General features: G+C 53.3%; 24 protein-coding genes. 5 read left to right on the top strand and 19 right to left on the bottom strand.

Annotated features, from left to right (window positions below; all coding sequences use genetic code 11):
* Positions 1–2: 2 nt before the first annotated feature.
* The 18 genes from QRY16_RS04260 to glnA all read right to left on the bottom strand — a co-directional run bounded on the left by QRY16_RS04260 (position 3) and on the right by glnA (position 18,670).
* Complete coding sequence (locus QRY16_RS04260; RefSeq protein ID WP_289775767.1) at positions 3–1,016, bottom strand: DotH/IcmK family type IV secretion protein; 1,014 nt, start codon at positions 1,014–1,016, stop codon at positions 3–5.
* 18 nt (positions 1,017–1,034) lie between these two features.
* Entirely contained in the window at positions 1,035–1,751 is a 717-nt protein-coding gene (locus QRY16_RS04265; protein ID WP_289775768.1) for a DotI/IcmL/TraM family protein, read from the bottom strand.
* A 16-nt stretch (positions 1,752–1,767) separates the two neighbouring features.
* On the bottom strand, positions 1,768–2,226 hold the full coding sequence (locus QRY16_RS04270; RefSeq protein WP_289775769.1) for a hypothetical protein: 459 nt from the start codon (positions 2,224–2,226) through the stop codon (positions 1,768–1,770).
* A gap of 4 nt (positions 2,227–2,230) precedes the next feature.
* Positions 2,231–5,584 carry an LPD7 domain-containing protein gene (locus QRY16_RS04275; RefSeq protein WP_289775770.1) on the bottom strand — a complete coding sequence of 1,118 codons (3,354 nt, stop codon included), beginning with the start codon at positions 5,582–5,584 and terminating at the stop codon, positions 2,231–2,233.
* A 15-nt stretch (positions 5,585–5,599) separates the two neighbouring features.
* The gene (gene icmT, locus QRY16_RS04280; protein WP_038251874.1) at positions 5,600–5,860 is read right to left on the bottom strand and encodes an IcmT/TraK family protein; all 261 of its coding nucleotides are present in this window, start codon (positions 5,858–5,860) and stop codon (positions 5,600–5,602) included.
* A complete protein-coding gene (gene traJ, locus QRY16_RS04285; RefSeq protein WP_289775868.1) occupies positions 5,857–7,011 on the bottom strand; it encodes a plasmid transfer ATPase TraJ in 1,155 nt (384 codons plus the stop codon). The genes icmT and traJ overlap by 4 nt, the downstream gene beginning before the upstream one ends.
* Complete coding sequence (locus tag QRY16_RS04290) at positions 7,011–7,799, bottom strand: type IV secretory system conjugative DNA transfer family protein (protein WP_289775771.1); 789 nt, start codon at positions 7,797–7,799, stop codon at positions 7,011–7,013. Before QRY16_RS04290 ends, traJ begins: the two co-directional genes overlap by 1 nt.
* Positions 7,796–8,248 (bottom strand): DotD/TraH family lipoprotein, encoded by a 453-nt coding sequence (locus QRY16_RS04295; protein ID WP_309249240.1) that lies wholly within the window; start codon positions 8,246–8,248, stop codon positions 7,796–7,798. The genes QRY16_RS04290 and QRY16_RS04295 overlap by 4 nt, the downstream gene beginning before the upstream one ends.
* 116 nt (positions 8,249–8,364) lie before the next feature.
* Complete coding sequence (locus tag QRY16_RS04300) at positions 8,365–8,592, bottom strand: hypothetical protein (protein ID WP_289775773.1); 228 nt, start codon at positions 8,590–8,592, stop codon at positions 8,365–8,367.
* A 32-nt stretch (positions 8,593–8,624) separates the two neighbouring features.
* Positions 8,625–10,016 carry a shufflon system plasmid conjugative transfer pilus tip adhesin PilV gene (pilV, locus tag QRY16_RS04305; protein ID WP_289775774.1) on the bottom strand — a complete coding sequence of 464 codons (1,392 nt, stop codon included), beginning with the start codon at positions 10,014–10,016 and terminating at the stop codon, positions 8,625–8,627.
* Positions 10,017–10,021: 5 nt separating this feature from the next.
* Positions 10,022–10,687 carry a prepilin peptidase gene (locus tag QRY16_RS04310; protein WP_289775775.1) on the bottom strand — a complete coding sequence of 222 codons (666 nt, stop codon included), beginning with the start codon at positions 10,685–10,687 and terminating at the stop codon, positions 10,022–10,024.
* Entirely contained in the window at positions 10,684–11,160 is a 477-nt protein-coding gene (locus tag QRY16_RS04315) for a lytic transglycosylase domain-containing protein (RefSeq protein ID WP_289775776.1), read from the bottom strand. Before QRY16_RS04315 ends, QRY16_RS04310 begins: the two co-directional genes overlap by 4 nt.
* A 69-nt stretch (positions 11,161–11,229) precedes the next feature.
* A complete protein-coding gene (locus tag QRY16_RS04320; protein ID WP_289775777.1) occupies positions 11,230–11,823 on the bottom strand; it encodes a type 4 pilus major pilin in 594 nt (197 codons plus the stop codon).
* Positions 11,824–11,884: 61 nt separating this feature from the next.
* Complete coding sequence (locus QRY16_RS04325) at positions 11,885–13,018, bottom strand: type II secretion system F family protein (protein ID WP_289775778.1); 1,134 nt, start codon at positions 13,016–13,018, stop codon at positions 11,885–11,887.
* Complete coding sequence (locus QRY16_RS04330; protein ID WP_289775779.1) at positions 13,015–14,520, bottom strand: GspE/PulE family protein; 1,506 nt, start codon at positions 14,518–14,520, stop codon at positions 13,015–13,017. Before QRY16_RS04330 ends, QRY16_RS04325 begins: the two co-directional genes overlap by 4 nt.
* Positions 14,521–14,799: 279 nt before the next feature.
* Positions 14,800–15,819, bottom strand: a complete 1,020-nt coding sequence (locus QRY16_RS04335) for an IS110 family RNA-guided transposase (protein WP_289775780.1) — start codon at positions 15,817–15,819, stop codon at positions 14,800–14,802.
* A gap of 252 nt (positions 15,820–16,071) precedes the next feature.
* Positions 16,072–17,121, bottom strand: coding sequence for a nitrogen regulation protein NR(II) (glnL, locus tag QRY16_RS04340; RefSeq protein ID WP_193406314.1), 1,050 nt, complete (start codon positions 17,119–17,121; stop codon positions 16,072–16,074).
* A gap of 139 nt (positions 17,122–17,260) precedes the next feature.
* Positions 17,261–18,670, bottom strand: coding sequence for a glutamate--ammonia ligase (glnA, locus tag QRY16_RS04345; RefSeq protein ID WP_289775781.1), 1,410 nt, complete (start codon positions 18,668–18,670; stop codon positions 17,261–17,263).
* Positions 18,671–19,105: 435 nt separating this feature from the next.
* Here glnA and typA point away from each other — a divergent pair, with 435 nt between their 5' ends.
* From typA to fabY, 5 genes are all read left to right on the top strand, one after another.
* Entirely contained in the window at positions 19,106–20,929 is a 1,824-nt protein-coding gene (gene typA, locus QRY16_RS04350) for a ribosome-dependent GTPase TypA (RefSeq protein WP_289775782.1), read from the top strand.
* A gap of 237 nt (positions 20,930–21,166) precedes the next feature.
* Entirely contained in the window at positions 21,167–21,763 is a 597-nt protein-coding gene (gene yihX / locus QRY16_RS04355) for a glucose-1-phosphatase (RefSeq protein WP_289775783.1), read from the top strand.
* A 3-nt stretch (positions 21,764–21,766) separates the two neighbouring features.
* Positions 21,767–22,621 (top strand): virulence factor BrkB family protein, encoded by an 855-nt coding sequence (locus QRY16_RS04360; RefSeq protein ID WP_193406310.1) that lies wholly within the window; start codon positions 21,767–21,769, stop codon positions 22,619–22,621.
* A gap of 11 nt (positions 22,622–22,632) precedes the next feature.
* Positions 22,633–23,070 (top strand): D-aminoacyl-tRNA deacylase, encoded by a 438-nt coding sequence (gene dtd / locus QRY16_RS04365; protein ID WP_289775784.1) that lies wholly within the window; start codon positions 22,633–22,635, stop codon positions 23,068–23,070.
* A gap of 59 nt (positions 23,071–23,129) precedes the next feature.
* Positions 23,130–24,077, top strand: a complete 948-nt coding sequence (gene fabY / locus QRY16_RS04370) for a fatty acid biosynthesis protein FabY (RefSeq protein WP_289775785.1) — start codon at positions 23,130–23,132, stop codon at positions 24,075–24,077.
* Between the two features lie 38 nt (positions 24,078–24,115).
* Here the strand turns inward: fabY and QRY16_RS04375 are convergent, their stop codons facing one another.
* The gene (locus QRY16_RS04375; protein ID WP_289775786.1) at positions 24,116–25,795 is read right to left on the bottom strand and encodes an AsmA family protein; all 1,680 of its coding nucleotides are present in this window, start codon (positions 25,793–25,795) and stop codon (positions 24,116–24,118) included.
* Between the last annotated feature and the right edge of the window lie 51 nt (positions 25,796–25,846).

Below are 25,846 nucleotides of genomic sequence, written 5' to 3' on the forward strand. Positions count from 1 at the left end.
AGTCACTCCAGTGAAATAGTCAGATACACCGTTTTTCCGGCGTGCGAGAACGCCACTTCTGGCGTCAGGGGCAATTTATAGAGCCAGGTACCGTCGCCGGAGGCTTGCGTCAGCTCAAATTCATCACGAATTTCGCTGCGGGAGCGGATATAAAGGTCATCTCCCATCTGCCACACCTGCGTGTCCGGCAAATCACCCTGCGTTTTCAGGCGTCTGGCCTCTTTAGGTGGAACGCCATCGAGAAAGGCCTGCAGGGTGGGATTATTGAGACCAATTTTCGACTGACCGGCGGGCATTTTCTTCGCCTGCGGACCGCGCTGTGGAATACGCAGATCCAGACGGCTATCGATGACCCGGGCACCTGTGTCGTTGCCGGCCTCACCGCTGTTGACGTCGATAATCACCGGTACCGCCAGTCCCTTCAGATATGCCGTTACGTTCCCCCGGTCGTACTGGCGTTTTGCCTGCACGGTCATCACGCTGCTGTCCGGTATAAAGCTCACAGCAAAACCATCCGGATTGCCGTTATAGGGCGGTGCAGCCAGCGGCCATGGTGCTCCCGTGTTATCCGTAAACATCAGGGTGCTGGCCTGATTTGTTGTGGTGCGCAGGACGGGAAGGGAGGCACCAGGAGAAAGATTTACTGTCAGCGTCGAAATGCGGGGGACAACATCAGCAGGTTGCCACGCCCGCCCTCTGCTTGCTTCGTCCATCACTTTGCCTACCATTTCAACACCCTGGCGATTATCCAGAGGGTTGGCCTGACTCATTGCCCATGCCTGGGCTGCAGTGGGTGGGGCGGGTGGTGGTGTCTGACGTAACGGCGCGGTGATATCGGTCTGCGGAGCTGTACTTGTCTGTGGGGCTGCGGGTTCGCTCTGAGGTGCTGTTGGTGTCGGTGCTGCGGGAGTCGCGGCGGTTGGTGTATTACCCGTGCGGGCGGGTGCCCAGTCCGCCGCCAGTGCCGGAGCCGCTGACAGCAGCATAACCACTGCAGTGAGAGTGTATTTTTTCATGAGAGTACCTGAGTAAAATTAGCGGGCATCGCGGGTGACGATTGACGCGCCCTCAATACCTTCGGGTTTAACGCTGACGTCGGTTCGCTGGACGCGCACGGTGAAGATAAAGTTCTGTGGTGGCAGGCTGCGGGTCTGACCGTCCAGGCTCAGCGTGACCGGATACTGTATATCCCACATGTAGGGGCCGTTTTCGCCTTCCCTGCCGCGCCGGTAAATCATGCCCTTGCGAGTGGTGTTGGCTGACATGATCATCTTGTCTGTTTTGACTTTAGCGAACAGGTTTGAACTGGTGAGAGCGCTGTAGTAGCTGTTAAAGCCCGCTTCAGAAAATTTCTGCTGTTGGTCGCTAATCTGCGTGCGGTAATTTTTGAAATCGAGCTGGAAAGAATCGCGGATCAACTTATCGCCAAATGCGATGACGTCATCATCAGAATATGCAGGTTCTGAAGTGGGGTGTTGCTCCAGTACGCTGCCTTTATAGGTAGCGAAGTATTTTGTCGGCGGGTTGGCGACTCTCCAGACCAGCCAGGCGTTAACCGGCCATTGCAGCAGGCTCACCGTGGCGGCGATCAGTGCAACCTGTAGCGCCTTGCGGGCAAAGCCTGCGTTGAGCATGTTTCTTTGTTGTAGCTCGAGCGATGCCATGAAAGGGATCATGGCATCATCTGGCGGGCGTCTGTCTTCAGGCGCAGCCGAAGAAGCCTCCGCAGGGGAGGCTGGATTCTTTTTCATCGTTGAATTACTTCCGTCAGTTCAGGGAAATGAAAGAGGAACTGCCGCCACTGGTCGCGGAACTTATCGGTGCAGAAGTGACAGACTGACTCTGTGGGGCGGGCATGTAAGAGCTATATGACGACAGATTGGCGGAGGAGGGTAAATCTCCCCATGGATCAATAGTGGACGGGACATAGTCATTAATTTTGTCTCGTGCCGCCTTGCAGATTTTCTGGCCAATCTGATTCATTACATCCGCCAGATTAGGAAATGTGGGGGCTGTGATTGTGGTGGAAATATTGCCCAGACAGTCGCCCAGTGACGCCGAGACGTTGTTCTGACGCTGTGACCAGGCCTCAGCTGCGGCTTTCGCCCGATTGTAGCCCGCCTCGCTGCCCAGCTGAGCTGCGGTACCTGCACGGCAGGAAGCAGCATCAGCAGCGGGAAGGCACGCCAGGAATAAAAGTGTGAAACAGATTGTACGTCGCATCATGCCCTCACATTGGCTGTGGTTGGATAGCCGGCTTTACCTGCGCCCGGGGAGACTGAGCAGGTTCTTCAGCCTTCGGTGGCGTATATGCCTGAGAGAACCCCAGTTTGCTGTGCAGGGCCGGCGGGATCTTTTCCGGTGTAACCAGCGGTACGGCAAATTTAGGCGCGTCTTTGCCCTTCATTTGAAATGCAAAAGTGTCGAAATTAGCCGTGCTATTTTTCACCGTGTTTACTGCAGAAGCGTGCCCTATGAGCTGCAGAGCGCCGTTATCCTGAACGGAGTTAAGTGCAAGATAGGTGTTGCCATTATTGCCAGTGCAGATGCGGGCCAGTACGTTTCTAAGCTCACCCTCATGGCGAATAATGCCCTGAAGATAATCACCATGCCCTTTCACCAGATGAGCCAGCAGTTCTCCATCGGCGGCGAGCGCATGCATCACAACGGATCCAGCTGCTTTGGAATGAGAAGGTACGGGAGCATCAACCGGCGGTGTGTCCGGGGCAGACTGACCTTTGCCATCCGGACCGGTGTACAGCAACCCGTGTCCGCTGGCGTCAGGCGTGGTAAGTGGCAGATTTGCTGCCTGAATGATCTGCTGTTGTAGCTTCCAGAAGGCGTTACCGTCGTAGGCGGCAAGTTCCGCCGGTGCGACGGCGTGTCGGTCCTCAACAAGCAGCCGGTTGTCCATAGCAGGGGTGACCGTCCAGTGGTTGCGATGGGTGTCGAGCCGTTCAAACCCGGTAACCTTACCGTCGGCATCTTTCACTGGCACGTTCACGGTGACCGGCTTCCTGCCCAAGAATTGCAGTTTCACCATATCGCCAGGCTGCTTACCGCTGTCCTTTAACGCCTGCTCAAGCTCAATACCCCAGAAGGTTTTGTTACCGCCTTTGGTGCGCATCTGCACATAAAAGCTGTCGGATTTGGTTTTATCAAACTGGTATGGCGCTTTGCCGGCATCCAGCAGCTTACCTGTGAGACCGGTGCGTAGCGTCTCTTTTTCAATCGTGGTCAGCGCCGGTGCAGCAGGTTGGGCGGGTGCTTCACTGGCCGCTGAGGCTGAAGGGGAGACTACCGGTGAGTCAGCTGCAGCTTGTGCACGTGCTGGCTCAACTGAAGGACCCGCGGGGCCGATATCCAGTCCGTTCTGTGGCGCGGTATTCTCAGCCCTTGATTTCAGCAGTGCCTCGAACTGCTCCCGTTGGTGTGGGTTTTTAAGGTGTACCTCAATGTTGTAGTCTGCGATTAGCGTCATTGTCCGCAGGATAAACGCTTCACTGCCGGTAATTTCTACCGCGCCGCGCTGATTGGCTTTCGCAGACAGCAGAGCCGCCAGGATCATGCGGTCGTTCTCACTGGCTTCCGGTGAAGCCATCACAATGCGATCGCCGTAATCGCGGAAGGCGTCCTGGCCATCGAGAGCGTATATCCACGTGCGGTCTTCCTGCCGGCTACTGAGGCCCTGCAATAATTCATCAAGATTGATACGGGGTACCGGGTCCTCCTGCGGGCTAACGTCGCCAGCATGACGACCAAAGGTAAAGTTAAAGCCGTTCTCTTCGGCAGGTGTTTCCTGCGGTTCGCTCGGCGAAGTCGTCTTCACTTCTTGCGTCTCCCTGTCACCCTGTACCGGTGGCACTTCGGGGGCTGGCGTTACACCAACAGGGCTTTCGGACGTCTGCTGTGGTGACGGCTCTGGGGATGTCGGCAACGCATCTGGCGGTGAAATATGCGCGTCAGGTAAGGCGGCTGCCGGCTTGGCAAGAGCGTCGGTCTCTGTCGGATGTTGACTGGCTTCAGTTGGCGCGGATTCGGTATCACCGGGCTGCAATGTTGCATCAACAGGCGCAATTTCTGCATCAGGTGGCTGTGAAATTGCTATTTCTGGTTCGTTTTTTGCGTTAACCGGGGGCATTTCTGCATCAGATGGTGCATGTGTGGCTTCAGCAGGTGCTGATACAGCTTCTGCCGGTTCGCTGCTGTTCTGCCCGACGAGGTTGTCTTCACTTTCCGGGGATTGTGAAGAAGGCTCCTGCTGCATGTAAGCCGCATATTCTGCGATATCAGCAGGTTCCGGTAGTTGCTCTTCAGGATAGTCCTGTCTGGGGTGGGTGTCTGGCATGGGATGTTCCTCTGTAAAGGGCTGACGCCAGTCAGGGAGTAAAGGGTCAAGAGCTGGAGACAGCTGGTCGCGCACGGCATCGAGTCCCCGTGATGAATGAATGTCGTTGAAATCGCTGAATGAACCGGTGCCAGCGAATGCCTGTGAGCGTTCGCTTTCAGTAAATTGCGGGATGATATAAGTACCATCAATAGCTGCTGCGGCTTCCCGGGCCTTATTGAGTCCTTTGTTATCTTTTTTTGTGAAGTCATCTTCGCCAAGGATGATGTGGGCCGTCTCGGGATAAAGAGCTTTAAGGTTTCGTGACACCGTCACCATGTTGCCCGCATCGACCGTCATCACAACGGGTATGCCTGTGGCCTGATGCAGGCTTGCCGCAGTTGCATATCCTTCTGCATAGAGAATGGGCCGTTGTGGGCTTAGTTCGCCGCCGACGACGAAGTAATTACCAGTCTTCTCGGCATCCTTCTTCAGGTTTTTGGTACCGTCGGGCTTGATGTATTGCAGCGTGCGAAGTTCGCCGGCTGTATTGCGCAGCGGAATGACCAGGTTGTCGTATTTATCCAGGCGAACACCGTTTACTGCCGGCACCCCTTTTCGGGTCAGGTAAGTGTGAGTATCCGGGGCCGGTGGCATTTTGCTCCATTGCCGCGCCAGGGTTTTGCCCATCTGCGCAAATTCCAGCTGAGATTGTATCTGCCGGTCCCAGCGCTTTTGGGCGGCCAGTGCCCGATGTTTTATCCCCTCTGCCGGGTTATAGGTATGTGAGCCGGTGGAGGTCCAGTTCACCTTGCCTTCGCTTGCCCGGTGATTCTCGTACCATCCAGCTGGCCGGCCATCCATGAACCCCTGATAAACACCAGAACCTCCGGGATAGTCTCCATTTTTGTTTTTATGCTGAGAGATGTTTTTTTGACCTTCAACATATACACGATGTTTTTTTCCATCCATTTCAGGTAATTCACCAGCGGGAAATATAAAACCCGCATCCTGAAGCACCTGTGCAAATTCTTCTGCAGGCGTCAGGTTATCGGTGGTGGTCTGGTTTGGCTGCGAGATAGTATTTTCAGGAAGCCAGGGCTTCACCTTCTCAAGATCGGCGTCTTGTTTTGCGAACCAGAGTTTCTCTGAACGATCATACTCAAGGGCATAATTTCCATCAGCAAGACGTCCGGCCGCGCGTAATGCGTCCTTTTTGTTATCCGGCATGATGGTGAGATAAGTACGTTTCTGCATTGTCATGTTCCTATGTTATTCAAAGAACTTGCGATACCACCACGGACGACCTGTCAGGCGCTGTCCGCGAAGAAGATAGATGAGGCGCTGCCAGAGCACCGTGATGGTGAAACCGAAGAAGGAGAGGAGCCGAAAGAAGAGGATGATGCCGGTGATGATGTAGAGCGTGGTCGTTTCCGGCCACTGAAACCATGCGGCATACAGGGCAAAAAGCACGACCGGAATACCCAGTATTTCCAGTCGTCGCCCGGCATCCCGCCAGGGGCAAATATTCACATGGACATCCTCCGCTCCAGTTCGCGTTGGGTAATAACGGTCCTTAGTTCGTGCAGGCTGATACGGCCTTGCATATAAAGTGTGCATGCTTTATCACTCATGCGGGATTTACGCTCACTCAGATGGTTATCGATCCAGTCACGCCAGCGGGTATGATCCAGACGCCCCAGCGCTTCACGAACATCATCATCAAACACCAGATACTCCCTCACAGCCTGACGTTTGCCGTCGGTGGTACGTAACAGACGCTGGGCAATGATGTACTGCAGATTGCTCAGCAGGTTGTGTGCCATCGCTTCCCGAAGTTCTGTCGGGACCAGCATCAACGCGCGGGGAATGGTCTCTCCCGGGGAGTCGGTGTGCATAGTAGACAGGCAGAGGTGCCCGGACTGGCCGTTCATGACGGCACCGTAGAGTGTTTCGAGATCGCGTATTTCGCCCACGCCAATTACACCAGGTGCGCGACGCAATGAGAGCCGCAGGTGTTCAGAGAAGGAAGCCACATCGCGACCAATCTGCGACTGTTCCGGCATCAGGATGGCATCCGGAAAGTTCAGCAGAAATTCAATCGGGTCTTCCGCCGTGACAATTTTGCGGTCAGGGTAATGCTGGGCGCAGTACTGATAGATAGCAGCCAGTAGCGTGGATTTCCCCGAACCTGTTTCGCCGACGACCAGACCTATGCCCTTGTGAGGAAGTAACGCCGGGAATAAATCATCTTCCAGCCCAAGGCTTTCAAGCGGCGGAATAATGGTCGGGATGGTTCGCAGCGTGAGTGCCGGCACCATGTCATAGTCACCGATGGTGGCCTGCACGAAGTTACAGCGAAAGCGCAGGCGTTCGCCTCGCCCGAGTCCGTAACGGTTGTAAATATCACCGGTCAGCTGAAGGGCGCGGTCGACCCCTTTGCCCGATTTGAGATCACCTTTGATCTGCTCAGAAAAAACATCATCCATTAAGCGGGCCAGCTGAGGGGGTTCAATGCGGAACTCGCTGGCCCGGACCTTACGGCCATACAAATCAACAACCAGCGGCCCGCCACCCTGCAGGAAAATATCGGAAACATTGTTGAGGGAACAGTGAACAAGAAAGGACCGCAAGGCATCGCCGGTGATTCCACCGTGCTTATGGAAATCAAATGCCGGTAACATCATTGCGCCTCCCTGCGGATGACAGGTTTCCACTGTTTTTTATCCACGACAAAGCCTGCCGGATCCTGAATGCGTTTCACCTTGTCACCAATCATCAGTTCATCACGTGTGCCGGTGACGCTCTGCTGGGTCTCTTTGACATCCGGTGCCTGAATAATGCCCTGCTGTAGCAGCGTGGAATAACGGAGCATGCCGGTGTAATCACGGGTCAAACGGTTGAAATTGGCTTCCAGCGTGCGATCGGCACTGAGACGGCCTTCCTCCCAGCCACGACGCACGGCTTTTTCCCAGACAGCCTTCTCCTTGCTGTTTTTGGGGCGGACGCTGGCATCCGGTGCATCAATACGCTTGCTGGCAAGCCCCGGGAGCAGCCAGGTTCGCCAGCCCGGAGGGTTACTGACAAAGCGAGCCGGAACCAGAATGTTATAGGTGCGATATGCTGTGCGTATCTGATCCGGCGTGATATGTGCCATGTCAGTCGCGGTGGCTATCACCGGCGGCATATAGCCCTGTCGGCTGATAAGGGGGCGAAAGTCGTACATATTGTTGAGTGTGGTGTCGCGGGCCGTCAGTATCTGACGAAGTTCCCAGGCTCGCTGAGCTTTTCCCCCCTGAAACCCTACAGTCTGGCCAGCATCGTTGAGCATCTGCCAGACGGTATCGCTCAGCCCGTTAAAATCATTGACGGTCGGATTGAGGTAGTCCGCCATATCTGCAGGCGGGGCATCTTCTGCGAATGCAGGCAGCGTGCAACACAGCAGCAGGCCTGCAAGTAGCTGTCGTTTCATGCGAGGCGACCTCCTTTATCCGGAAGCGCAAAGTACAGGTGCAGCTCCAGTGGCTGCTGTTTCAGGGTGGCACGCCAACCTATCTGCGTTTCCAGCTGACGGAGCAGGTTCTCAAACGTGATGTTGTTGACATGAACACTGACGGGCAGCGGTAGCCGAACCCCGCTGTATGCGAAATTAAGTCCGCGTTGACGGGCCAGCTGGGCGAGCAGTTCAATAGCATCTCCCTCCCAGTTCAGTGAAAGCCTGTCACTGTTTGCCGCGAAACTACCGGGAAGCCGCGTGGCCTTCTGGTTTAGTGCACCATCGAGGTAAAGCTGTTGCTGTGTGCTGCGGATTCGTGAGGCATCGTCTGATGCCTGCGTCAGCGGGACAGTATTATGCGGTTGCTGCGCCTGACAACCGGACAGCAGAATGCCTGCCAGCGCGGCAAGATACGTGGTTTTCATCATGAGGATTCCTGAAATAACACGACATTGAATGAGCGTTGCCATGTGTAAGAGGGGATTAACAGGGTTTTACGAAACGAGGAGAGATAATCAGAGCTGGAAAAACAGGTCACTCTTTAATTGGGGATCATCCTCATGCCGTCACTGACTTTTCCCCAAACGATAATATGCCCGCTATGCTGCTTTCCACCCGGCGCAAAATGATGCGATTTTGCCGTCAGCATCGATAAACGCGTCAAAGCGTATTGCAGGCTGGCAGCGCTAACCGATGAGAAGGCACGGTGCCCGGTGCTGGCTATGTGTAAATATTCTTCGGCTTTATATTCCATCATTTGTTTTTTCATCTTTATCTACCTTTTCAATATTCAGGTGTTGTTCAGTCCGTCAGGTCTACGCGGATATCGCTGCTGACATGGAAATCGGAAGACGCCATCGTCACGGCGATTTGATTGCCGGAACTGACAGGAACGGAGAACATGCGCTGGACGACTGCGTACGACTGATAAACCCAGGAGTGACCGCTGCTGCCACCTTTCCTGACGATAACCTGGTTGTTCAGTGTCCCGACTACCTGGCCGTTTACGGTGACATTGAAGTTGGCAAATGCCGTGTGAGAGCCATCTTTACCGTTAAACAGAGAGGATACGGTTACCAGGATGTTTTTGTAGCTTCCCGGCGCGTTGAGTACCAGTTGTCCGCTGCCTGTACGGCTGAATGTCCCACCTGAAAGGCTTTGCCAGATGCCGCCCTGACAGGAGAGCAGTGCGCCGGTGCTGTCGAGTCCCACGGTGCGGCTTTCACACGCGGCACCGGCTGTGGCCACACCGTCGAGCTGCAGATATTCGCCGGTAGCCAGGCGACCGTCTGACCGGACTGTTCCACCTTTGAGCTGGCCACTGGTGTAAATTCCCTTGCCGTTTACCGACTTGATCCAGTCGTTGTCATCCATATAAAGACCACCGCCGTGCGCTTCATTCAGCCAGCCTTTGCCCGTGCCTGTGATGAGCCATCCGCTTTTGCTTTTGATATCGTTTTCGGCAGTGACGGTGTTACTGAAGTTTCCTGTTTCACCGTTAACTGCCTTAGCGTTGTTGAGGTCATTACTGCCCATATCAATAGCAGTGTGCATCCGGTTCAGGTCGGGACGACCGCTGACCTGATAGCGATACAAACGGTCGCTTTCCTGCTGGTCGGTGCCCAGGACATCCGATGAAAGCCATGTGGCCAGCCGACCTTTTGCTGCGCTCAGGCCATAGCTGTTCAGGTTCAATTCCCAGCCGGCAAATGCACCTGTCGCCACATTGTCTGGCCAGACGTATCCACCTGAGCCATCTACTTTCTGTGAGATGTAGCGCAAACCTTTATAGGCGAACTCCTGACCGCCGGTAGTCAGAACAAAGGCCACCAGTTTTTGATTGAACTTAGGATCCCGGGCAATACCCACCAGATAAGTCTGTGCGGCCGTATTACGCAGTGAGAATCCTGTCGGCAAATACCCCGCCTGTTGCAGATCTGCGCCTGTCACGGTCACGGGGGTTCCTCCGCTGACCTGACTTACCAAAGCATCGCGGTTATCGCGAATATAGCTTTTCGCTGCGCTGCCTACGGCAGTCATGTTGCTTGCCTCGACTCCCCATTCCATTTCCTGCATGTAGTTGGTATAGCGGGGGTAGCCATAGATGACGGCGAGCATGATGACGACCAGCGCAACGAGTATTTCAATTGTCAGCATCCCCCGGTTAACGGAGGACGGTATCTGTTTATTCATGCGATTTAGCCTGTAGATAAAGGAAACCTCTGCGCCAGAATGGCCACGCTGAGGCAGAGACAAAGGTATGGGGCGAAGGGGATTTCCTGTTGTTTGGAGAGTAAGCCAACCATGCTGGAAAGCAGTTGCAGCAAAATGAGGCCAAGCGCTGCAAGGGCAATTACGGCGGTAGTGGGCAAAGTTAGCCAGACGCTCAGCCCTGTGAGCAAATACACATCCCCCAGTCCGAATCGTTCCCTGCCGTGTCGATTTGCCCAGAGTCGGAAGAGAAAGAGCACACCGTACATTGCCATTCCATCACCGACCGCCATCAATGTTGATATGCCGGATTGTGATAACAGGGAGAACAGCAGGCCGCTGAATATCAGGCTGTTAGTGAACCGCAATGGCAACCATTGCCGGGCAAGATCCAGTTCGGTAAGCAGAACGCACCACCCGAGTAAGATCAGGTCACGTAGTACAACATGCCAGGGCAAACACTGTGACAACCCCCGGGTAGCGACGACACTTGCCAGAACGGCAAAAAGAAACACCAGGAAAGAAGAGAAAGGCAGGTTCGTCGGTGTCACCCCTTCCGTTTCACGAATGAACCCGGAAGCTTGCCGTACAAGACTGCGCCCCATGAGAGCAAATACCGGTAAAAATACGCAAAACGTCAGGACGGGCATCATTGTCTTCGTACCAGTAACTGGTTGTAGATACCGTATATCCGTCTGGCGTAAACCATCCTTCGCTTTTCATTATTATCAGCAAAACCTGCGTTGTAAGAACCCAGGCAGCTCCAGCTGACACCGCAGGTCTGCAAATGTTTTGCCAGTATCCAGGCACCGATCTGCACGTTAAGGCAGGCGTTGTTCAGTAAGTCATCTTTCGAACGGATGACACCCATTGAGATCAGCGTGGGGATGTGGGTGGAGTTGATTTGCATCACACCGTAATCGGTGCTGACAGCCTTACCTGCTTTGTTGCGATTGGTATTGATAGCCCGGGGATTCAACCCGCTTTCCTGTACGGCCATGGCTTCAAGCAGCACGGGATCAATCTGGTAACGTGCGCCGGCCGCCTGAAAGCAGAATGCAAAAGAAGAGCTGGAAGTCAGCAGGAGCAAGAGCAGCAGCACGGTACGTGACAGAATAGTTTCCATATCATCAGTCCGTAAAAAGGGCAGACATCTTGCCTGCCCGGTCAGTGGTTAGCGTGGAGTCACACTGTGTTACGTGTTGCTTTTGAATTTCAGTGTGTTGTTACCGTTAGAACCGGTATCGGCCTGACACTGAGAGCCGGCGTTAGCGGCCGTGACTGCGCCGACCGTTGCGGTGCCATTGATAGAGGTTTCAGAGACGACCGTGGTTTGTGACATTTTGGTGGCCATCGTGACACAGGCTTCCTGTGGGACGCTTTCATAGGTCAGAGAGAATCCCGTGTTATTACCACCGGATGAAGCTTCTGCCTGTACCGTTACGCTTCCGCCCCAGGTATTGATCACGGTCGCACTGCCTGAACTCTTATCACCAACGAGCGTCATCGAGTTGGGTACGCCACCGAACTGTACCAGTGTGCCGGTCATTTTGGCCGCGTCGCTGAATTCATATCCTCCCTGCGTTTTCAGCAGGGTGCGGGTCTGAGTCATGATTTCCTGCGCATTGCCGAGTTCCATCGTGGTGTCATTCTTGCGGAACAAACTGCCGCTGTTTGCAAAGATGTAAATCACCAGAATGACAATAACGGCGAGGATAATGACCAGTTCAATGCTCAGTACGCCACGGTGAACAGGACGCGGCAGTGCCTGTGAAGCTGAGTTCTTCATGAGTTTTCCTTAATTACTGTGAATGGCTGAAATGCCAGTGAGTGTGGGTGGGTAAAGCGCGTTACTGGCCCATCTGGCCAGCCATATCGTTAAGCTGTTGTATGACCTGAACTAACAGGATCATGTAGCTACTGACGATCAGGAACAAAAAGGTGGATAAGCGTGTTGCACGCCGTTTAATGATTTTGACTGCGCGGATTAGCCAGTGTCTGGCGTAGTTTTCAATGATGATGTCGGCATTATCACCATCAGTGAGCAGGACCAGCTTGTTGACGCAATCTTTTGAGGGGAACTGGTAGCCAGCATTGCGCAGTGCCAGCCCCAGATGCTGCCCCTGGCGAACCAGACGGCGTGTTGCGTTCAGACGTTCCAGCAACCACGGAGATGCGTTACGCGACAGGATATCCAGAGCATCAAGCGTCTTAACATCTGCCCGCAGCAGGGCTGAAATATTGAGCAGAAAGGCAACGCCCTGAAAATCTTTGTACACCGACCAGGGAACAAGATAATCCAGCCAGCGCCGAACCCTGCCGGTCAGGTTGTTGAATGACCAGGTTATCCAGGCAATCAATAACGCGACCGAAAGCGAAAGCAGGACGCCATGAATAACGACAAAATCCGACGTTGCGCCCAGCCACCAAATGCCGCCCTCCCAGGTTTCCCGTGGCACAATTTTGGTCAGTTGAGGAATAAAATGCTTACTGACCAGTACCATGATGCCAATCACGGTGGAAATTAACGCCAGTGGGTAACCCAGTGTACTAAACACTGAAGACTTCATTTCATCAACGCCCTGAACCACCGTCATCGCCCGCCGAAGCGCCTCTGATATCCGTCCATCCATGACGCCGGCGCTGATAATCGCGGCCTCCTGGCGGGGGATCCAATCGGCAAGGGCTACGTCGAGAGACTGGCCGTTACGAATAGCCTTCAGGCAGTCATCCAGCCAGACGGCTGAAGGGGAGGTGCGTTTACCAAAGTCAGTAGCGCTGTCGCGCATATTGGTCAGCGCAACTTCCAGCGTACGGTTGTTGTCCAGTAAAAAAGCCAAATCCTCATAAAGCGAAAGCCGGTCACCGGTAGAAAAGGTATGACGATAAAGCCAGCGGGTCGCTGCCTGCCGGTAAACCGCCAGCCCATGCTTACTCTTCCCCGCTGTGGTCAGTTTCGCCCGCAGTACGTGCAGTCTTTTCATCGGCTGACGTCCTCTTTATTAAGATCCAGCCAGCGGTCTTCATCCAGCGGACTGATACGGTCGGCGGCCAGCGGATCTACCAGACCGGCATTGATGTGATGTAACAGGTGCGTGTTTCGGGTGATCCCTCCAAGCGTGCGGTGCCAGTAACTACGGGCGGCCAGTTTCCCTTTTTCGCGATATATCTGCATAAAGGTGGCGTCAGGACTAATCACTTCAGCAATCACCGTTCGGCCCACAATGCCCATATGACAGCACTCACACCCCTCTGTATTGCGGAAATACAGATTGTCTGCAGCTAACAGTTCCTGCGTTAACAGGTCACGTTCGTCGTCGGTCAGTGTGCTCTCAACGGCAGACCAGGGCTTTTTGCACTCCGGACAGAGCAGCTGGACCAGACGCTGACTGATAAGACCGATCATCAATTGCGGGTCCGTCAGGAGCGCTGGGTTAATGCCCATCGTCACCAGACGTTCCAGAATATTAATCGGGTCATTGGCGTGCAGCGTGGACAGCAGCAGGTGGCCTGTCATCGCGGCGGTTATGCTGGTTTGCGCTGAGTTGTTATCGCGCATTTCACCGACTACCAGGGCATCCGGATCTAAACGCAGTCCGGCGGATATGGAACGAACCCATGCCGTTGATACGGCGTCCGGGTTGTTTTTGTCAGCAATAATGGCGGTTTGTACTGCGCCCTCGATGTGCCCCTCAGGTGGGTCTTCGATGGTCATCAACCGCCGCAGGTGCCGGGTACTGTCCAGATACATCGCGCTAAATGTGCGTAGCGTTGTGCTTTTCCCTGAACCCGTAGGGCCGGAAAGAATGACAATACCTTCCGGACGTTGCAGCATTCTTCTCAGAAGCTTTTGCTGTGCTGGCAGAAACCCCAACATATCCAGCGTAGGCGGTGCTGCACTGTCGTCTGGAATAACGCGCATGACCACGTACAATCCATATACGGCAGGGGTATGGGCATAACGGGCACCGAACAGGTTCAGGCCCTGCAGAAAATCTTTTCGTAAGCGCCCATCCTGTTGCCGGTTGGGGTTGAACTGAGATTCTGCGACATCGCACATCGACAGTACGATGGTGGAGGCCAGGTCTTCGCCGTCTTCTTTCGAGATGGCATCGACTTTGATCAGGTCTCCGTGGATACGCATCATCACATGCGTGGTTCCACCCTTTCCTATCTCCAGATGAATATCTGAAGCCTGTAGCTTTGCAGCCTGACGAAAGTAAGCGACAACCTTTTTCTGGTTGTCGCTGAAGTCCTGATTGAGGGTGTCTCTGGGTTGTTTAGCCTTTAATTCCCGTATCTGGTCCAGCGGAAGAAAATTAATGGCTATGGGTTTTTGGTGTTTCTGACGCAGTGAGTTAACAAACGACTGCACACGTACGTCAGCGCGATGATGTTCTGCGATCATCAACGAAAGCTGGCCACCCTCTGTCGTAACAGGGTGCAGCCAGTTCTCGATGTCAGCAGGAATAGGCGTGTCGAGCATAGAAACCTGTATGAACGCATCCCAGTTTGCAAGGCTTTCGTTGTTCTGACATTGACAGAGTAGTTGCAGCTCTGTATCCGGCCTTATTGCAGTCAGAGCTGCGGGCCACTATGAGATTCGCTGACTCACACCTTATTCTCATTGCGGGCTTTATACCCCGGTTTCTATTCAGGTTTAGCAAGTCACGGTCTTACCTGTCGTTGTCATCACTTCGATTGCCACAGCAACTTTTTTGCATTCACCCTTTTAGTAAGAGTTAATGTTTATCTGCATCAGCCATTAATACGGTCTGACACTGACGTGATCTTTTTCATAGTTCCGGCTATGAGCCGATATGGCCCATACTGTTCTTGCCAGTTTGTTGGCCGTTGCAACAACTGCCACGCTGGCCGGCCGTCGCTGCTTCAACCCCGTTATCCATGAATCCGGTTCTTTTGCCACCAGAGAGGCTGCACGGGCTCCATGGATAAACAGGGTTCGCAGGTAGGTGTCGCCACGTTTACTTATCCCCAGCAGTTTTATTTTTCCACCGGACCCTGTTTGCTTCGGCACAAGCCCCACATACGCCGCAAACTCCCGCCCCGACTTAAAGGCTGACGCTTCCCCCATTGTGGCAACGGCGGCTGTGGCGATAAGTGGCCCCACACCGGGGATTTCCAGTAGCCGTCTGCAGGTTTCATTTTGCTTTGCCACGGCTTTCAGCTGTTTTTCTATCCCGTTGATTTGCTCATCCAGCTCACTGAGCCTGCGATGTTGCTCTTCCAGCAGAGCAATCAGGAACGACGGCAGCTTTTCCCGCAGGCGCTCAAGTACCACCGGCACTGCTTTATCCAGCGAAGCCCGTCCTTTCCTCACGGTTTCACCGAACTCCAGGAACATTCCGTGCAGCGCGTTTATCTGCGCAGTTCGGAACTTCACCAACTGCTGCCGCATGCGGTGCAGGGCCAGGATAGCCTGTTGTTCTTCCGTTTTTACCGCGATGGCTTTTCCCGGTTGCTGTACCGCCATCCAGATAGCGCGGGCATCCATAACGTCATTTTTGTTGCCCATGACGAATGCCTTAACGAACCGGGCCTGAAGCAGACGAACCTTATGCCCCAGTTTTATCAGCTCTCTGGCCCAGTGCTGAGAGCCGCCGCAGGCTTCCATGCCGATCAGACAGGGTTCGCGGTTAGAGAAGAACGCCAGAAAATCCAGGCTACGAAGCTGCTTATCAACGACTTCACCGCTATATTCATCGATAAAGTGGACCTGAATAAGATGTTTTGCGATATCAACGCCAACCGGTGTATATTTCATGTTGTGGATCCTTCAGTTATCAGGGAGCTTATGTATCCCGCCGTGGGCACATTACGATGCCGTAAGTCTGTAAGGATCCACACCCTCATTTCTTCGATTTCCGTCACACGTTCCCCCAATTGAAACCGCTTTTGAATCAAGGCTGAGGCAGAGCGCAACATCGTGAGCACTGAACAGTCTTGCTGAAAAAGTGGTCATTCATTGCCAGCTCATTTCCCCGCTGCCGTGGAGTGGAATGCGTTCATCTCATTCTCACTGGCGAATAGGCAAGTAAATCGAGAATTCGGTATGGCCAGGCCAACTGTTAAATTCTATTTTTCCTGAATGCTGATCGATCAGACTACGGGCGATTGAGAGGCCCAGGCCGGTGCCGCCCTCGCGTCCGCTTACCATGGGATAAAACAGCGTATCCTGCAGTTGGGCTGGAATACCCGGGCCGTCATCTTCAATATCGATGCGTGCCACAAGGCGATAGCGCGTGCCGTGCAGCGTTAACTGAAAGGCTGTGCGGGTGCGAATAATGATTTTCCCCCCTTCATCACCCAAGGCCTGAAGCGCATTACGTACGACGTTGAGTAAGACCTGTTCGATTTGATCCGGGTCGTGTGGCAACTCCGGTAGACTGGGGTCGTAATCCCGCACCAGCGAGATATTATCCGGCAACTCCATCGACACCAGATTCACTACACGCTCAGCGACCTGATGAATGCTTTGGGTTATGTGCATGCCCGGCTGCTGTGGCCCTAACAGGCGATCCACCAGGTTTCGCAACCGATCCGCCTGCTCAATAATGACTTTGGTATATTCATTCAGGGAGGGATCGGGCAGCGCGCGCGACAAGAGTTGTGCAGCACCGCGTAAGCCTCCCAGTGGGTTTTTAATTTCATGCGCCAGACCGCGAACCAAATCGCGAGCGGCTACCTGCTGGGCATGCTGTAATTGTTCCTGACTGAGGCGTCGTTGATTATCCATCGGCGCCATTTCCAACAGGATAAAGCCGTCAGGCAAGCGTTGCGCCGTCAGCGACATGATATGCGCACGACCATCCACAACCAGCGTAACTTCACTGTCGGTAAATCCCTGGCCTGCCTCAAGACTTTCGCGCATTACCTCAATATTCAGCGAAAAGTAGCCAGTTAATTCAGGTAACGGCGTGCCGAACAATTTACGAGAGCTTTGCGCCAGTAATTGCTGTGCTGCCGGATTGGCGTAATGAATAACCAGACCGTTATCCACCAGCAAAATACTGTTGATTAAGGAATTGAGAATCTGCCCTGCATCGGGCAGCGAACCAGTTGCCATACAGCGATCCTCTGCACTAATTAAGTGCATTGTAGTCTTTAAGCTAAATTTAAGGCGTATAAGCGGTGAATTCGCGGAGAAAAAAGCCCATCCGAAGATGGGCTGAAAGTTTCCACGGCAACATAAAACCTAAAATTGATTAAACGCTGTAGTAAAGCTCGAATTCTACTGGGTGTGGAGTCATACGAACGCGGTCATCGTCTGCTTTGCGCAGGGCGATGTAGGCGTCAATCGTGTCGTCAGTGAACACGCCACCACGGGTCAGGAATTCACGGTCTTCGTTCAGTGCGTTCAGGGCTTCTTCCAGTGAACCGGCTACTTTTGGAATCTCAGCTTCTTCTTCCGGCGGCAGGTCATACAGGTTTTTGTCCATGGCATCGCCTGGGTGGATCTTATTGATGATGCCGTCAAGGCCGGCCATCAGCAGAGCGGTAAATGCCAGGTATGGGTTAGCCGCTGGATCCGGGAAGCGTGCTTCGATACGACGTGCTTTCGGGCTGGCAACAACCGGAATTCGGATGGAAGCCGAGCGGTTACGGGCTGAGTAAGCCAGCATAACCGGCGCTTCGTAGCCTGGAACCAGACGCTTGTACGAGTTAGTGGTTGGGTTCGCCAGGGCGTTAATCGCTTTAGCGTGCTTAATCACACCGCCGATATAGAACAGCGCCATTTCAGACAGGCCGCCGTACTTATCGCCAGAGAACAGGTTCTCGCCACCTTTAGACAGTGACATATGGCAGTGCATACCTGAACCGTTGTCGCCAAACATTGGCTTCGGCATAAAGGTGGCTGTTTTGCCGTAAGCGTGCGCGACGTTATGCACGACATATTTGTAGATCTGAATTTCGTCAGCTTTTTTGGTCATGGTGTTGAAGCGGGTTGCCACTTCGTTCTGACCGGCTGTTGCCACTTCATGGTGATGCGCTTCCACTACCAGGCCCATTTGTTCCATGGTCAGACACATGGCAGAACGGATGTCCTGTGATGAGTCAACGGGTGGAACCGGGAAGTAGCCGCCTTTCAGACCTGGACGGTGACCTTTGTTGCCGCCTTCGTATTCTTTACCGGTATTCCATGCTGCTTCGATGTCATCAATAGCAACGTGTGAGCCGGAAGTAGAAGAGCCGAAGCGGATGTCATCGAACAGGAAGAATTCGGGTTCTGGTCCGAACAGCACGGTGTCCGCGATGCCAGAAGAGCGCAGGAAATCTTCAGCGCGCTTTGCAATTGAGCGCGGGTCACGATCGTAGCCCTGCATCGTGCCTGGTTCAAGGATGTCACAACGGATGATCAGCGTAGAATCTTCGAAGAACGGATCCATTACCGCTGTGGTCGCGTCAGGCATCAGCACCATATCTGATTCGTTAATACCTTTCCAGCCACTGATGGAGGAGCCATCGAACATTTTGCCTTCTTCGAAGAAGTCAGCGTTAACCTGGTGAGCAGGGATAGTAACGTGCTGTTCTTTACCTTTGGTATCGGTAAAACGCAGGTCAACAAACTTAACTTCATGCTCGTTCATCATCGAGAGAACGTGTTCAGCGGACATACTCAACTCTCCTGGAAATGGTCATTGTCTACATGGTGAGAGAACTTTGTTGCCTGGAATGCGTCTCTTGATACATCCATCCCTAACCAACAGATCTCGGCAAGCTCTTCAACCGTTGTCTAACTGTCGTTTTTGCTTAATTCATATAAAGCGAATTCTGTGCCAACTTTATCTTATCGCGCTAAATCGCGCTGTAACGCATTTTGCAGGCTTGGCGGACTGCACCATTATGGATGATTTGCACTAAATTGGTGCTACAGGCTTAAATATAAGCACTAATTTGGTGCAATCTGCCAATTTAGTGCATTTTCTACACCGGAAACAGTGCGAGTTTCCGTCAATGCAATAATCTTTCAGTGAAAAGTGTGATCATGTTCAGTATTCCGCTTAATCCGTGTACAATAGCGCGCTATTTCTAATGCCTGAGGCAAAGCTGTGATCGAAAATTTGCGTAACATCGCCATTATCGCGCACGTTGACCATGGAAAGACCACCTTGGTTGACAAACTGCTGCAACAATCCGGTACCTTCGACGCCCGTACCGAAGCTACTGAGCGCGTGATGGACTCCAATGATTTGGAGAAAGAGCGTGGGATTACCATCCTCGCAAAAAACACCGCCATTAAATGGAATGACTACCGTATCAACATTGTTGATACCCCAGGACACGCCGACTTCGGTGGTGAAGTTGAGCGCGTTATGTCCATGGTGGATTCGGTGCTGTTGGTTGTAGATGCGATGGATGGCCCAATGCCGCAAACCCGCTTCGTGACCAAAAAAGCGTTCGCGCATGGTCTGAAGCCGATTGTGGTTATCAACAAAATTGACCGTCCTGGCGCTCGTCCAGACTGGGTTGTGGACCAGGTCTTTGACCTGTTCGTAAATCTTGATGCCACTGACGAGCAGCTTGATTTCCCAATCATTTATGCTTCTGCGCTGAATGGTATCGCGGGTCAGGAATACACGGATATGGCAGACGATATGACTCCGCTGTATCAGGCAATCGTTGACCACGTTTCTCCACCACAGGTTGAAGTTGAAGCGCCGCTGCAGATGCAAATTTCTCAGTTGGACTACAACAACTATCTGGGCGTGATCGGCATTGGCCGCATTAAGCGCGGTAAAATTAAGCCAAACCAGCAAGTTACTATTATCGACAGCGAAGGCAAAACCCGTAACGGGAAAGTCGGTAAAGTGCTGGGTCACCTTGGTCTGGAGCGTATTGATACCGATCTGGCTGAAGCTGGCGACATCGTTGCGGTTACCGGCCTGGGTGAGCTGAACATCTCTGACACCATTTGCGATCCTCAAAACGTGCAGGCGCTGCCAGCGCTGAGCGTTGATGAGCCAACCGTAACCATGTTTTTTAACGTCAACACCTCACCGTTCTGCGGTAAAGAAGGTAAGTACGTGACTTCACGTCAGATCCTTGAGCGTCTGAATAAAGAACTGGTTCACAACGTTGCGCTGCGTGTTGAAGAAACCGAAGACGCTGACGCGTTCCGCGTATCAGGTCGTGGTGAGCTGCACCTTTCCGTATTGATCGAAAACATGCGTCGTGAAGGTTTTGAACTGGCGGTATCTCGTCCGAAAGTTATCTTCCGTGAAATCGATGGTCGCAAACAAGAGCCGTTCGAGAACGTAACGCTGGATATTGAAGAAACGCACCAGGGCTCGGTAATGCAAGCCATGGGTGAGCGTAAAGGCGATCTGAAAAACATGGATCCGGATGGTAAAGGCCGCGTACGTCTCGACTACGTGATCCCAAGCCGTGGTCTGATCGGCTTCCGTAACGAATTCATGACCATGACTTCGGGTACTGGTCTGCTTTATTCCACCTTCAGCCACTACGACGATATTCGTCAGGGCGAAGTGGGACAGCGTCAGAACGGCGTGCTGATCTCTAACGGGCAGGGCAAAGCGGTAGCATTTGCCCTGTTCAGCCTGCAAGATCGCGGCAAGTTGTTCCTGGGTCACGGTGCGGAAGTCTATGAAGGCCAGATCATTGGTATTCACAGCCGTTCTAACGACCTGACGGTTAACTGTCTGACCGGTAAGAAGCTGACTAACATGCGTGCTTCCGGGACTGACGAAGCCACCACACTGGTTCCACCTGTCAAGATGACGCTTGAGCAGGCCATCGAGTTCATTGATGATGACGAACTGGTAGAAGTGACACCACAGTCAGTCCGTATTCGTAAACGTCACCTGACTGAGAACGAGCGTAAGCGCGCCTCACGCGGTAGCAAAGAAGTTTAATTTTTCTGCTACAGCTACTCAGTAAAAAGCCTCGCACTGCGGGGCTTTTTTTCGCCTGCCATAATCTGAATTTTGCCCTGTTTCAGTCCTCCCCGCCAGTAAGGACATAACCCGCGTAGCGCTTGCTCATTGCTTTCTTGCACCCGCTTCCACTTCAAACTTTTCTCTTGGAGGTTGCCTGTTCAGCCTTGCCTTTTGCCGCTAGAGTGAATGATCCAGGGAACAGAAGGAGGCTTTATGCTGTACATATTTGATTTAGGCAATGTGATTATCGACATTGATTTCAACCGCGTGTTAGGCGTCTGGAGCGACTTAAGTTGTGTACCGCTGGCATCGCTGCAAAGTCATTTCCGGATGGATGAGGAGTTTGAGCAGCACGAACGCGGTGAAATCAGCGATGAGGCGTTTGCTGCTGCGCTGTGCGAGAAGCTGGAGATCTCCCTGAGTTATGAACAATTCACTGCGGGCTGGCAGGCGGTATTTGTTAGTGTGCGGGCTGATACCCTGGCGTTATTGAACAAGCTGCGTGCCAAAGGCCATCGCGTGGTGATTTTGTCTAATACCAATAAGCTGCATTGTGCTTTCTGGCCAACGCAATATCCCGATGTCCAGCAGGCGGTAGACAAGCTTTATCTGTCGCAAAATTTAGGTATGCGTAAACCGGAAGCGCGCATCTACCAGCATGTGCTGGATACAGAAGGTGTCGCTGCCGATCAGGCAATATTCTTTGATGACAACGCACAAAATATCGAAGCGGCGCGCGCGCTGGGCATTGAAAGCGTATTGGTAACCGACAGCAAAACCGTGCCGGACTGGTTTGCGAGCCAGCACTAAGCCATGATGTCACGACAATTCCGCCCTGGGCTACATGCTTTCTGGCTGTGGCTCAAGCTGCTTTGGAAGCGCATTAACGACGACAACATGACAACGCAGGCAGGGAACCTGGCTTACGTTTCGTTGCTGGCGCTGGTGCCGCTGGTAGCGGTGGTGTTTGCGCTGTTTGCGGCCTTTCCGGTATTTTCTGACGTCAGCGTTCAGCTAAAAAACTTCATCTTCACCAACTTTATGCCTGCCGCTGGGAATACGCTACAACGTTATATGGAGCAGTTTGTGGCTAATGTCAATCGTATGACGGCGGTTGGTGCAGTCGGCTTGATTGTCACCGCGCTGCTGCTGATGCATTCGGTAGACTCCGCGCTCAATACCATCTGGCGTAGCCATAAAAAGCGTCCGCTGGTCTATTCGTTTGCCGTCTACTGGATGATCCTGACACTGGGACCGCTACTGGCGGGAGCTAGCCTGGCGATCAGCTCGTATCTGCTGTCGCTACGCTGGGTAAATGTTAGCGGTGTAACCAGCCTGATTGATCAGATGCTGCGTATTTTTCCGTTATTACTGTCGTGGTTTGCGTTTTGGTTGCTGTACAGCATTGTGCCCACCAGGCGTATACCGCCGCGCGATGCGCTGATTGGTGCATTGGTTGCCGGTGCACTTTTTGAACTGGGTAAAAAGGGCTTCGCTCTGTATGTTACGATGTTTCCTTCGTACCAGTTGATTTACGGCGTGCTGGCCGTGATCCCAATCCTGTTTCTTTGGGTGTACTGGACCTGGTGCATTGTGTTGTTAGGCGCTGAAATTACTGCCACCCTGGGCGATTATCGCCAGTTAAAACAACAAGAACGAGAAAAATAACGAGAGGAAGTATGATTGCTTTGATTCAACGTGTACAACGCGCCAGCGTCAGCGTCGATCACGCTGTGACAGGGGAAATAGGTGCAGGTTTACTGATTCTGTTGGGCGTTGAAAAGGGCGATGACGAGAAGCGGGCAGAGCGTCTCGCTGAACGCGTATTAGGCTATCGTGTTTTCAGTGATGAGCAGGGCAAAATGAACCTGAACGTCAAGCAGGCGGGCGGCAGCGTGCTAGTGGTGTCGCAGTTTACGCTGGCGGCAGACACGCAAAAAGGCATGCGGCCATCGTTTTCCGCTGGAGCTGAACCCGCTGTAGCGGAACGGCTTTACGAATACTTTAGCGACTGTTGCCGTCAGCAGGCGGTCACCACAGCAAATGGCCGTTTTGCTGCTGATATGCAGGTCGCGCTGGTGAATGATGGTCCTGTAACGTTTTGGTTGCAGGTGTGAGGTCGTTAGCCGAGCGGCAAGGGAACAGCCACGCAAGCTCCGAACGAGAGAAACATTTTATGTATCATCTTCGTGTGCCGCAAACAGCGGAAGAACTGGATATGTACTATCAGTTCCGCTGGGAAATGTTACGAAAACCGCTGCGCCAGCCGCAGGGTTCGGAACGTGATGCCTGGGATGCTCTGGCACACCATCAAATGGTCGTGGATGAGCATGGCGATCCCGTCGCCATCGGTCGGTTGTATATCAATGCGGATAACGAAGCCGCCATCCGCTTTCTGGCGGTTCATCCCTCTGTCCAGGGCAAAGGCTTAGGCACGCTGGTGGCGATGACGCTGGAGTCAGTGGCGCGTCAGGAAGGCGTGAAACGAGTCACCTGTAGCGCCCGCGAAGATGCAGTAGCGTTCTTTGCCAAGCTGGGTTACGTCAATCAGGGTGAAATCACGGCACCTCAAACTACCCCGGTACGTCACTTTTTGATGATCAAACCGGTGGTTACGCTAGATGACATTCTGCATCGAGCCGACTGGTGCGGACAACTGCAGCAAGCGTGGTATGAACACATTCCGCTCAGTGAAAAGATGGGGGTGCGCATCCTGCAATATACCGGGCAGAAATTCATTACGACCATGCCGGAAACCGGCAATCAAAATCCGCACCATACGCTATTTGCGGGAAGTTTATTCTCGCTGGCAACGCTGACCGGCTGGGGCTTAATTTGGCTGTTGCTGCGCGAACGGCACTTAGGCGGCACAATTATTCTCGCCGATGCGCATATTCGCTATAGCTATCCGATCAGTGGTCGTCCCGGCGCTACCGCCGATCTTGGTTCGTTGAGTGGCGATCTCGATCGCCTGGCACGCGGTCGTAAGGCACGTGTGCAGCTGGAAGTGGAATTGTTTGGCGATGATGGATGTGGCGCGGTGTTTGAAGGCGTTTATATCGTATTGCCCGCCGATCCTGACGGGCCGCTGGAAGAAGGTGGCTCAGGCGCTCGTATCAACTGACGTAAATTATAGAAGGGCCGAAATTTCGGCCCTTCTGGCTATCTTAGCTGGCCGGCCTGCATGGTCTGCTGCAGCTGCTGGCTGTCGGTGGTGACCGACAGCTTACCATGCACAGTTGGACGCAGCGGCGCATTCGCTTTTAGCGCAGCGTTCAACTGTAATTGCAAATTACTGTCGCCGTTCAGAGGAAGTACGGGCCAGCCCCAGTTTTGCAGCACGTTTACCGGAACGGCGCGCCCGGTCAGATTCAGCGATAAGGGACGAGCCGCTTGCTGTCCCACGCTGGCGGTGCCTTCCAGCAAACCTTTCCCGTTAAAGGCGCTCAACTCAGTCACCTGAATGTGTTGATCGTTAGCCGATAAGGTAATGGAGGGATGACGTAAATCGGTGCGATTAAACGTTGCTTCCGCCGCCGTCAGACTGACTTTGCCGCCCCAGATGCCCCATTGATGCCGCTGCGCCAGCAACAGGTTTTCACCGCTACCGTCCAGTGATGTCATCTGGAACGGGAACGACGGATTAATATCGATGATCAGGTTGCGATTTGAAGTCAAACGCGTCACTAACACACTATCCAGCCAGTCCGGTAGTGCGGCCTGCCAGCGGTCACGCCAGTCGCCAGGTAAGGTATATTCCAGCCCGGCGATGGCCAGGTTGTCCAGAGTCAGACGCTTATCGCTACGCGACCAGTTGCCGTCGGCACGAATGACGCCATTGACCCAGCGTGAGCTGAACTGAGTTAGCGCCACGCCTTGGGGTGAGAAATCCATATTAACGATCGGATCGTTTAGCTCGAAGCGGCCATGAATAAAGTTACCCGCATTCATTGCCAGCGATCCATCCTGGCTTTGCCAGTCATCCCCTTTCCAGGTGACATTTTTCAGCGTCAGGTCGAGATCGGTGACCGCCCAGTCCGGGCCCTGCAAACGCGCATCGGTCATATCCAGACGTTTAACAGAAATAGACGGCACGCGCTGTAAAGGTTGCAGGAAATCTCTCAGGCTGCTGGCAGTTTGCAGGCGAATGTCGTTCAGGCGCAGCTGGTTAATCTTCCAGTTGCCCTGCGCATCGCGTTCACCGTTACCGGTCATCGAACCGCGCGCCAGATCGACGCCAATATTGTTAAATAACAGACGGCCTTGCGTCACGCTGCCCTGAATTAATACGTTTTCGCCCGGCACACCGTTTAGCGTCATGGTGCTGGCGCTCATCTGGAACTGCGCATCGCGGCCCAGCATATCGCTGGAGGTAGGTTTCCATGGCACAATGCCGCCATTAACCTGCTGCGCAAATAGCGGCAGCGTGCTTTTCGGGCTATCAATGCGCATATTGTTAAGCTGCAGGCGATTTGCCTGAACTGGCAGCGCACTGCCTGAGGTCAGGTTTGCCAGGTTGATTTCACCGTCGCGTAATTCGACGCTGCTAAAATGCAAGGGATCGCTAAATTGCACCAGCGACAGGCCCAGATCGACCCGCTTTGCCACCAAAACCGCAGGCTGACCATCATGGCCAAAGCTGAAATTATCAAGGCTGATATGTGAAGGGGCAGAGAAATTGTGCTCAATTTTGCTCAGGGAGAGATGCCAGTCCGTTTTATCACTGACCCAACGGCTAAACCAACCCGCACCCCATTGTGTCTGCAGCAAGATATAAATAATCACCAGGCCGAGCAGTAGCAGCAACGCTAAGGTGAGGAAAAACTTTCCAAGAAATTTCATCGCATCCATCCCGAGTTATATCCGGTCAGAGGTTGTTATGCCTGAAATACC

It is taken from the genome of Mixta mediterraneensis, assembly GCF_030283135.1.
Classification (GTDB): domain Bacteria; phylum Pseudomonadota; class Gammaproteobacteria; order Enterobacterales; family Enterobacteriaceae; genus Pantoea; species Pantoea mediterraneensis.

Excerpts from the sequence above, each read along its gene's own strand:
- QRY16_RS04360 (WP_193406310.1), top strand. The coding sequence starts at position 21,767 with ATGATGTCACGACAATTCCGCCCTGGGCTACATGCTTTCTGGCTGTGG.
- glnL (WP_193406314.1), bottom strand. The coding sequence starts at position 17,121 with ATGGCAACTGGTTCGCTGCCCGATGCAGGGCAGATTCTCAATTCCTTA.
- QRY16_RS04295 (WP_309249240.1), bottom strand. The coding sequence starts at position 8,248 with ATGAAAACCACGTATCTTGCCGCGCTGGCAGGCATTCTGCTGTCCGGT.
- QRY16_RS04330 (WP_289775779.1), bottom strand. The coding sequence starts at position 14,520 with ATGCTCGACACGCCTATTCCTGCTGACATCGAGAACTGGCTGCACCCT.
- QRY16_RS04310 (WP_289775775.1), bottom strand. The coding sequence starts at position 10,687 with ATGATGCCCGTCCTGACGTTTTGCGTATTTTTACCGGTATTTGCTCTC.
- pilV (WP_289775774.1), bottom strand. The coding sequence starts at position 10,016 with ATGAATAAACAGATACCGTCCTCCGTTAACCGGGGGATGCTGACAATT.
- QRY16_RS04265 (WP_289775768.1), bottom strand. The coding sequence starts at position 1,751 with ATGAAAAAGAATCCAGCCTCCCCTGCGGAGGCTTCTTCGGCTGCGCCT.
- glnA (WP_289775781.1), bottom strand. The coding sequence starts at position 18,670 with ATGTCCGCTGAACACGTTCTCTCGATGATGAACGAGCATGAAGTTAAG.
- QRY16_RS04335 (WP_289775780.1), bottom strand. The coding sequence starts at position 15,819 with ATGAAATATACACCGGTTGGCGTTGATATCGCAAAACATCTTATTCAG.
- QRY16_RS04315 (WP_289775776.1), bottom strand. The coding sequence starts at position 11,160 with ATGGAAACTATTCTGTCACGTACCGTGCTGCTGCTCTTGCTCCTGCTG.
- traJ (WP_289775868.1), bottom strand. The coding sequence starts at position 7,011 with ATGTTACCGGCATTTGATTTCCATAAGCACGGTGGAATCACCGGCGAT.
- QRY16_RS04275 (WP_289775770.1), bottom strand. The coding sequence starts at position 5,584 with ATGCAGAAACGTACTTATCTCACCATCATGCCGGATAACAAAAAGGAC.
- dtd (WP_289775784.1), top strand. The coding sequence starts at position 22,633 with ATGATTGCTTTGATTCAACGTGTACAACGCGCCAGCGTCAGCGTCGAT.
- QRY16_RS04300 (WP_289775773.1), bottom strand. The coding sequence starts at position 8,592 with ATGAAAAAACAAATGATGGAATATAAAGCCGAAGAATATTTACACATA.
- QRY16_RS04270 (WP_289775769.1), bottom strand. The coding sequence starts at position 2,226 with ATGATGCGACGTACAATCTGTTTCACACTTTTATTCCTGGCGTGCCTT.
- QRY16_RS04260 (WP_289775767.1), bottom strand. The coding sequence starts at position 1,016 with ATGAAAAAATACACTCTCACTGCAGTGGTTATGCTGCTGTCAGCGGCT.
- QRY16_RS04325 (WP_289775778.1), bottom strand. The coding sequence starts at position 13,018 with ATGAAAAGACTGCACGTACTGCGGGCGAAACTGACCACAGCGGGGAAG.
- yihX (WP_289775783.1), top strand. The coding sequence starts at position 21,167 with ATGCTGTACATATTTGATTTAGGCAATGTGATTATCGACATTGATTTC.
- QRY16_RS04290 (WP_289775771.1), bottom strand. The coding sequence starts at position 7,799 with ATGAAACGACAGCTACTTGCAGGCCTGCTGCTGTGTTGCACGCTGCCT.
- fabY (WP_289775785.1), top strand. The coding sequence starts at position 23,130 with ATGTATCATCTTCGTGTGCCGCAAACAGCGGAAGAACTGGATATGTAC.
- QRY16_RS04375 (WP_289775786.1), bottom strand. The coding sequence starts at position 25,795 with ATGAAATTTCTTGGAAAGTTTTTCCTCACCTTAGCGTTGCTGCTACTG.
- QRY16_RS04320 (WP_289775777.1), bottom strand. The coding sequence starts at position 11,823 with ATGAAGAACTCAGCTTCACAGGCACTGCCGCGTCCTGTTCACCGTGGC.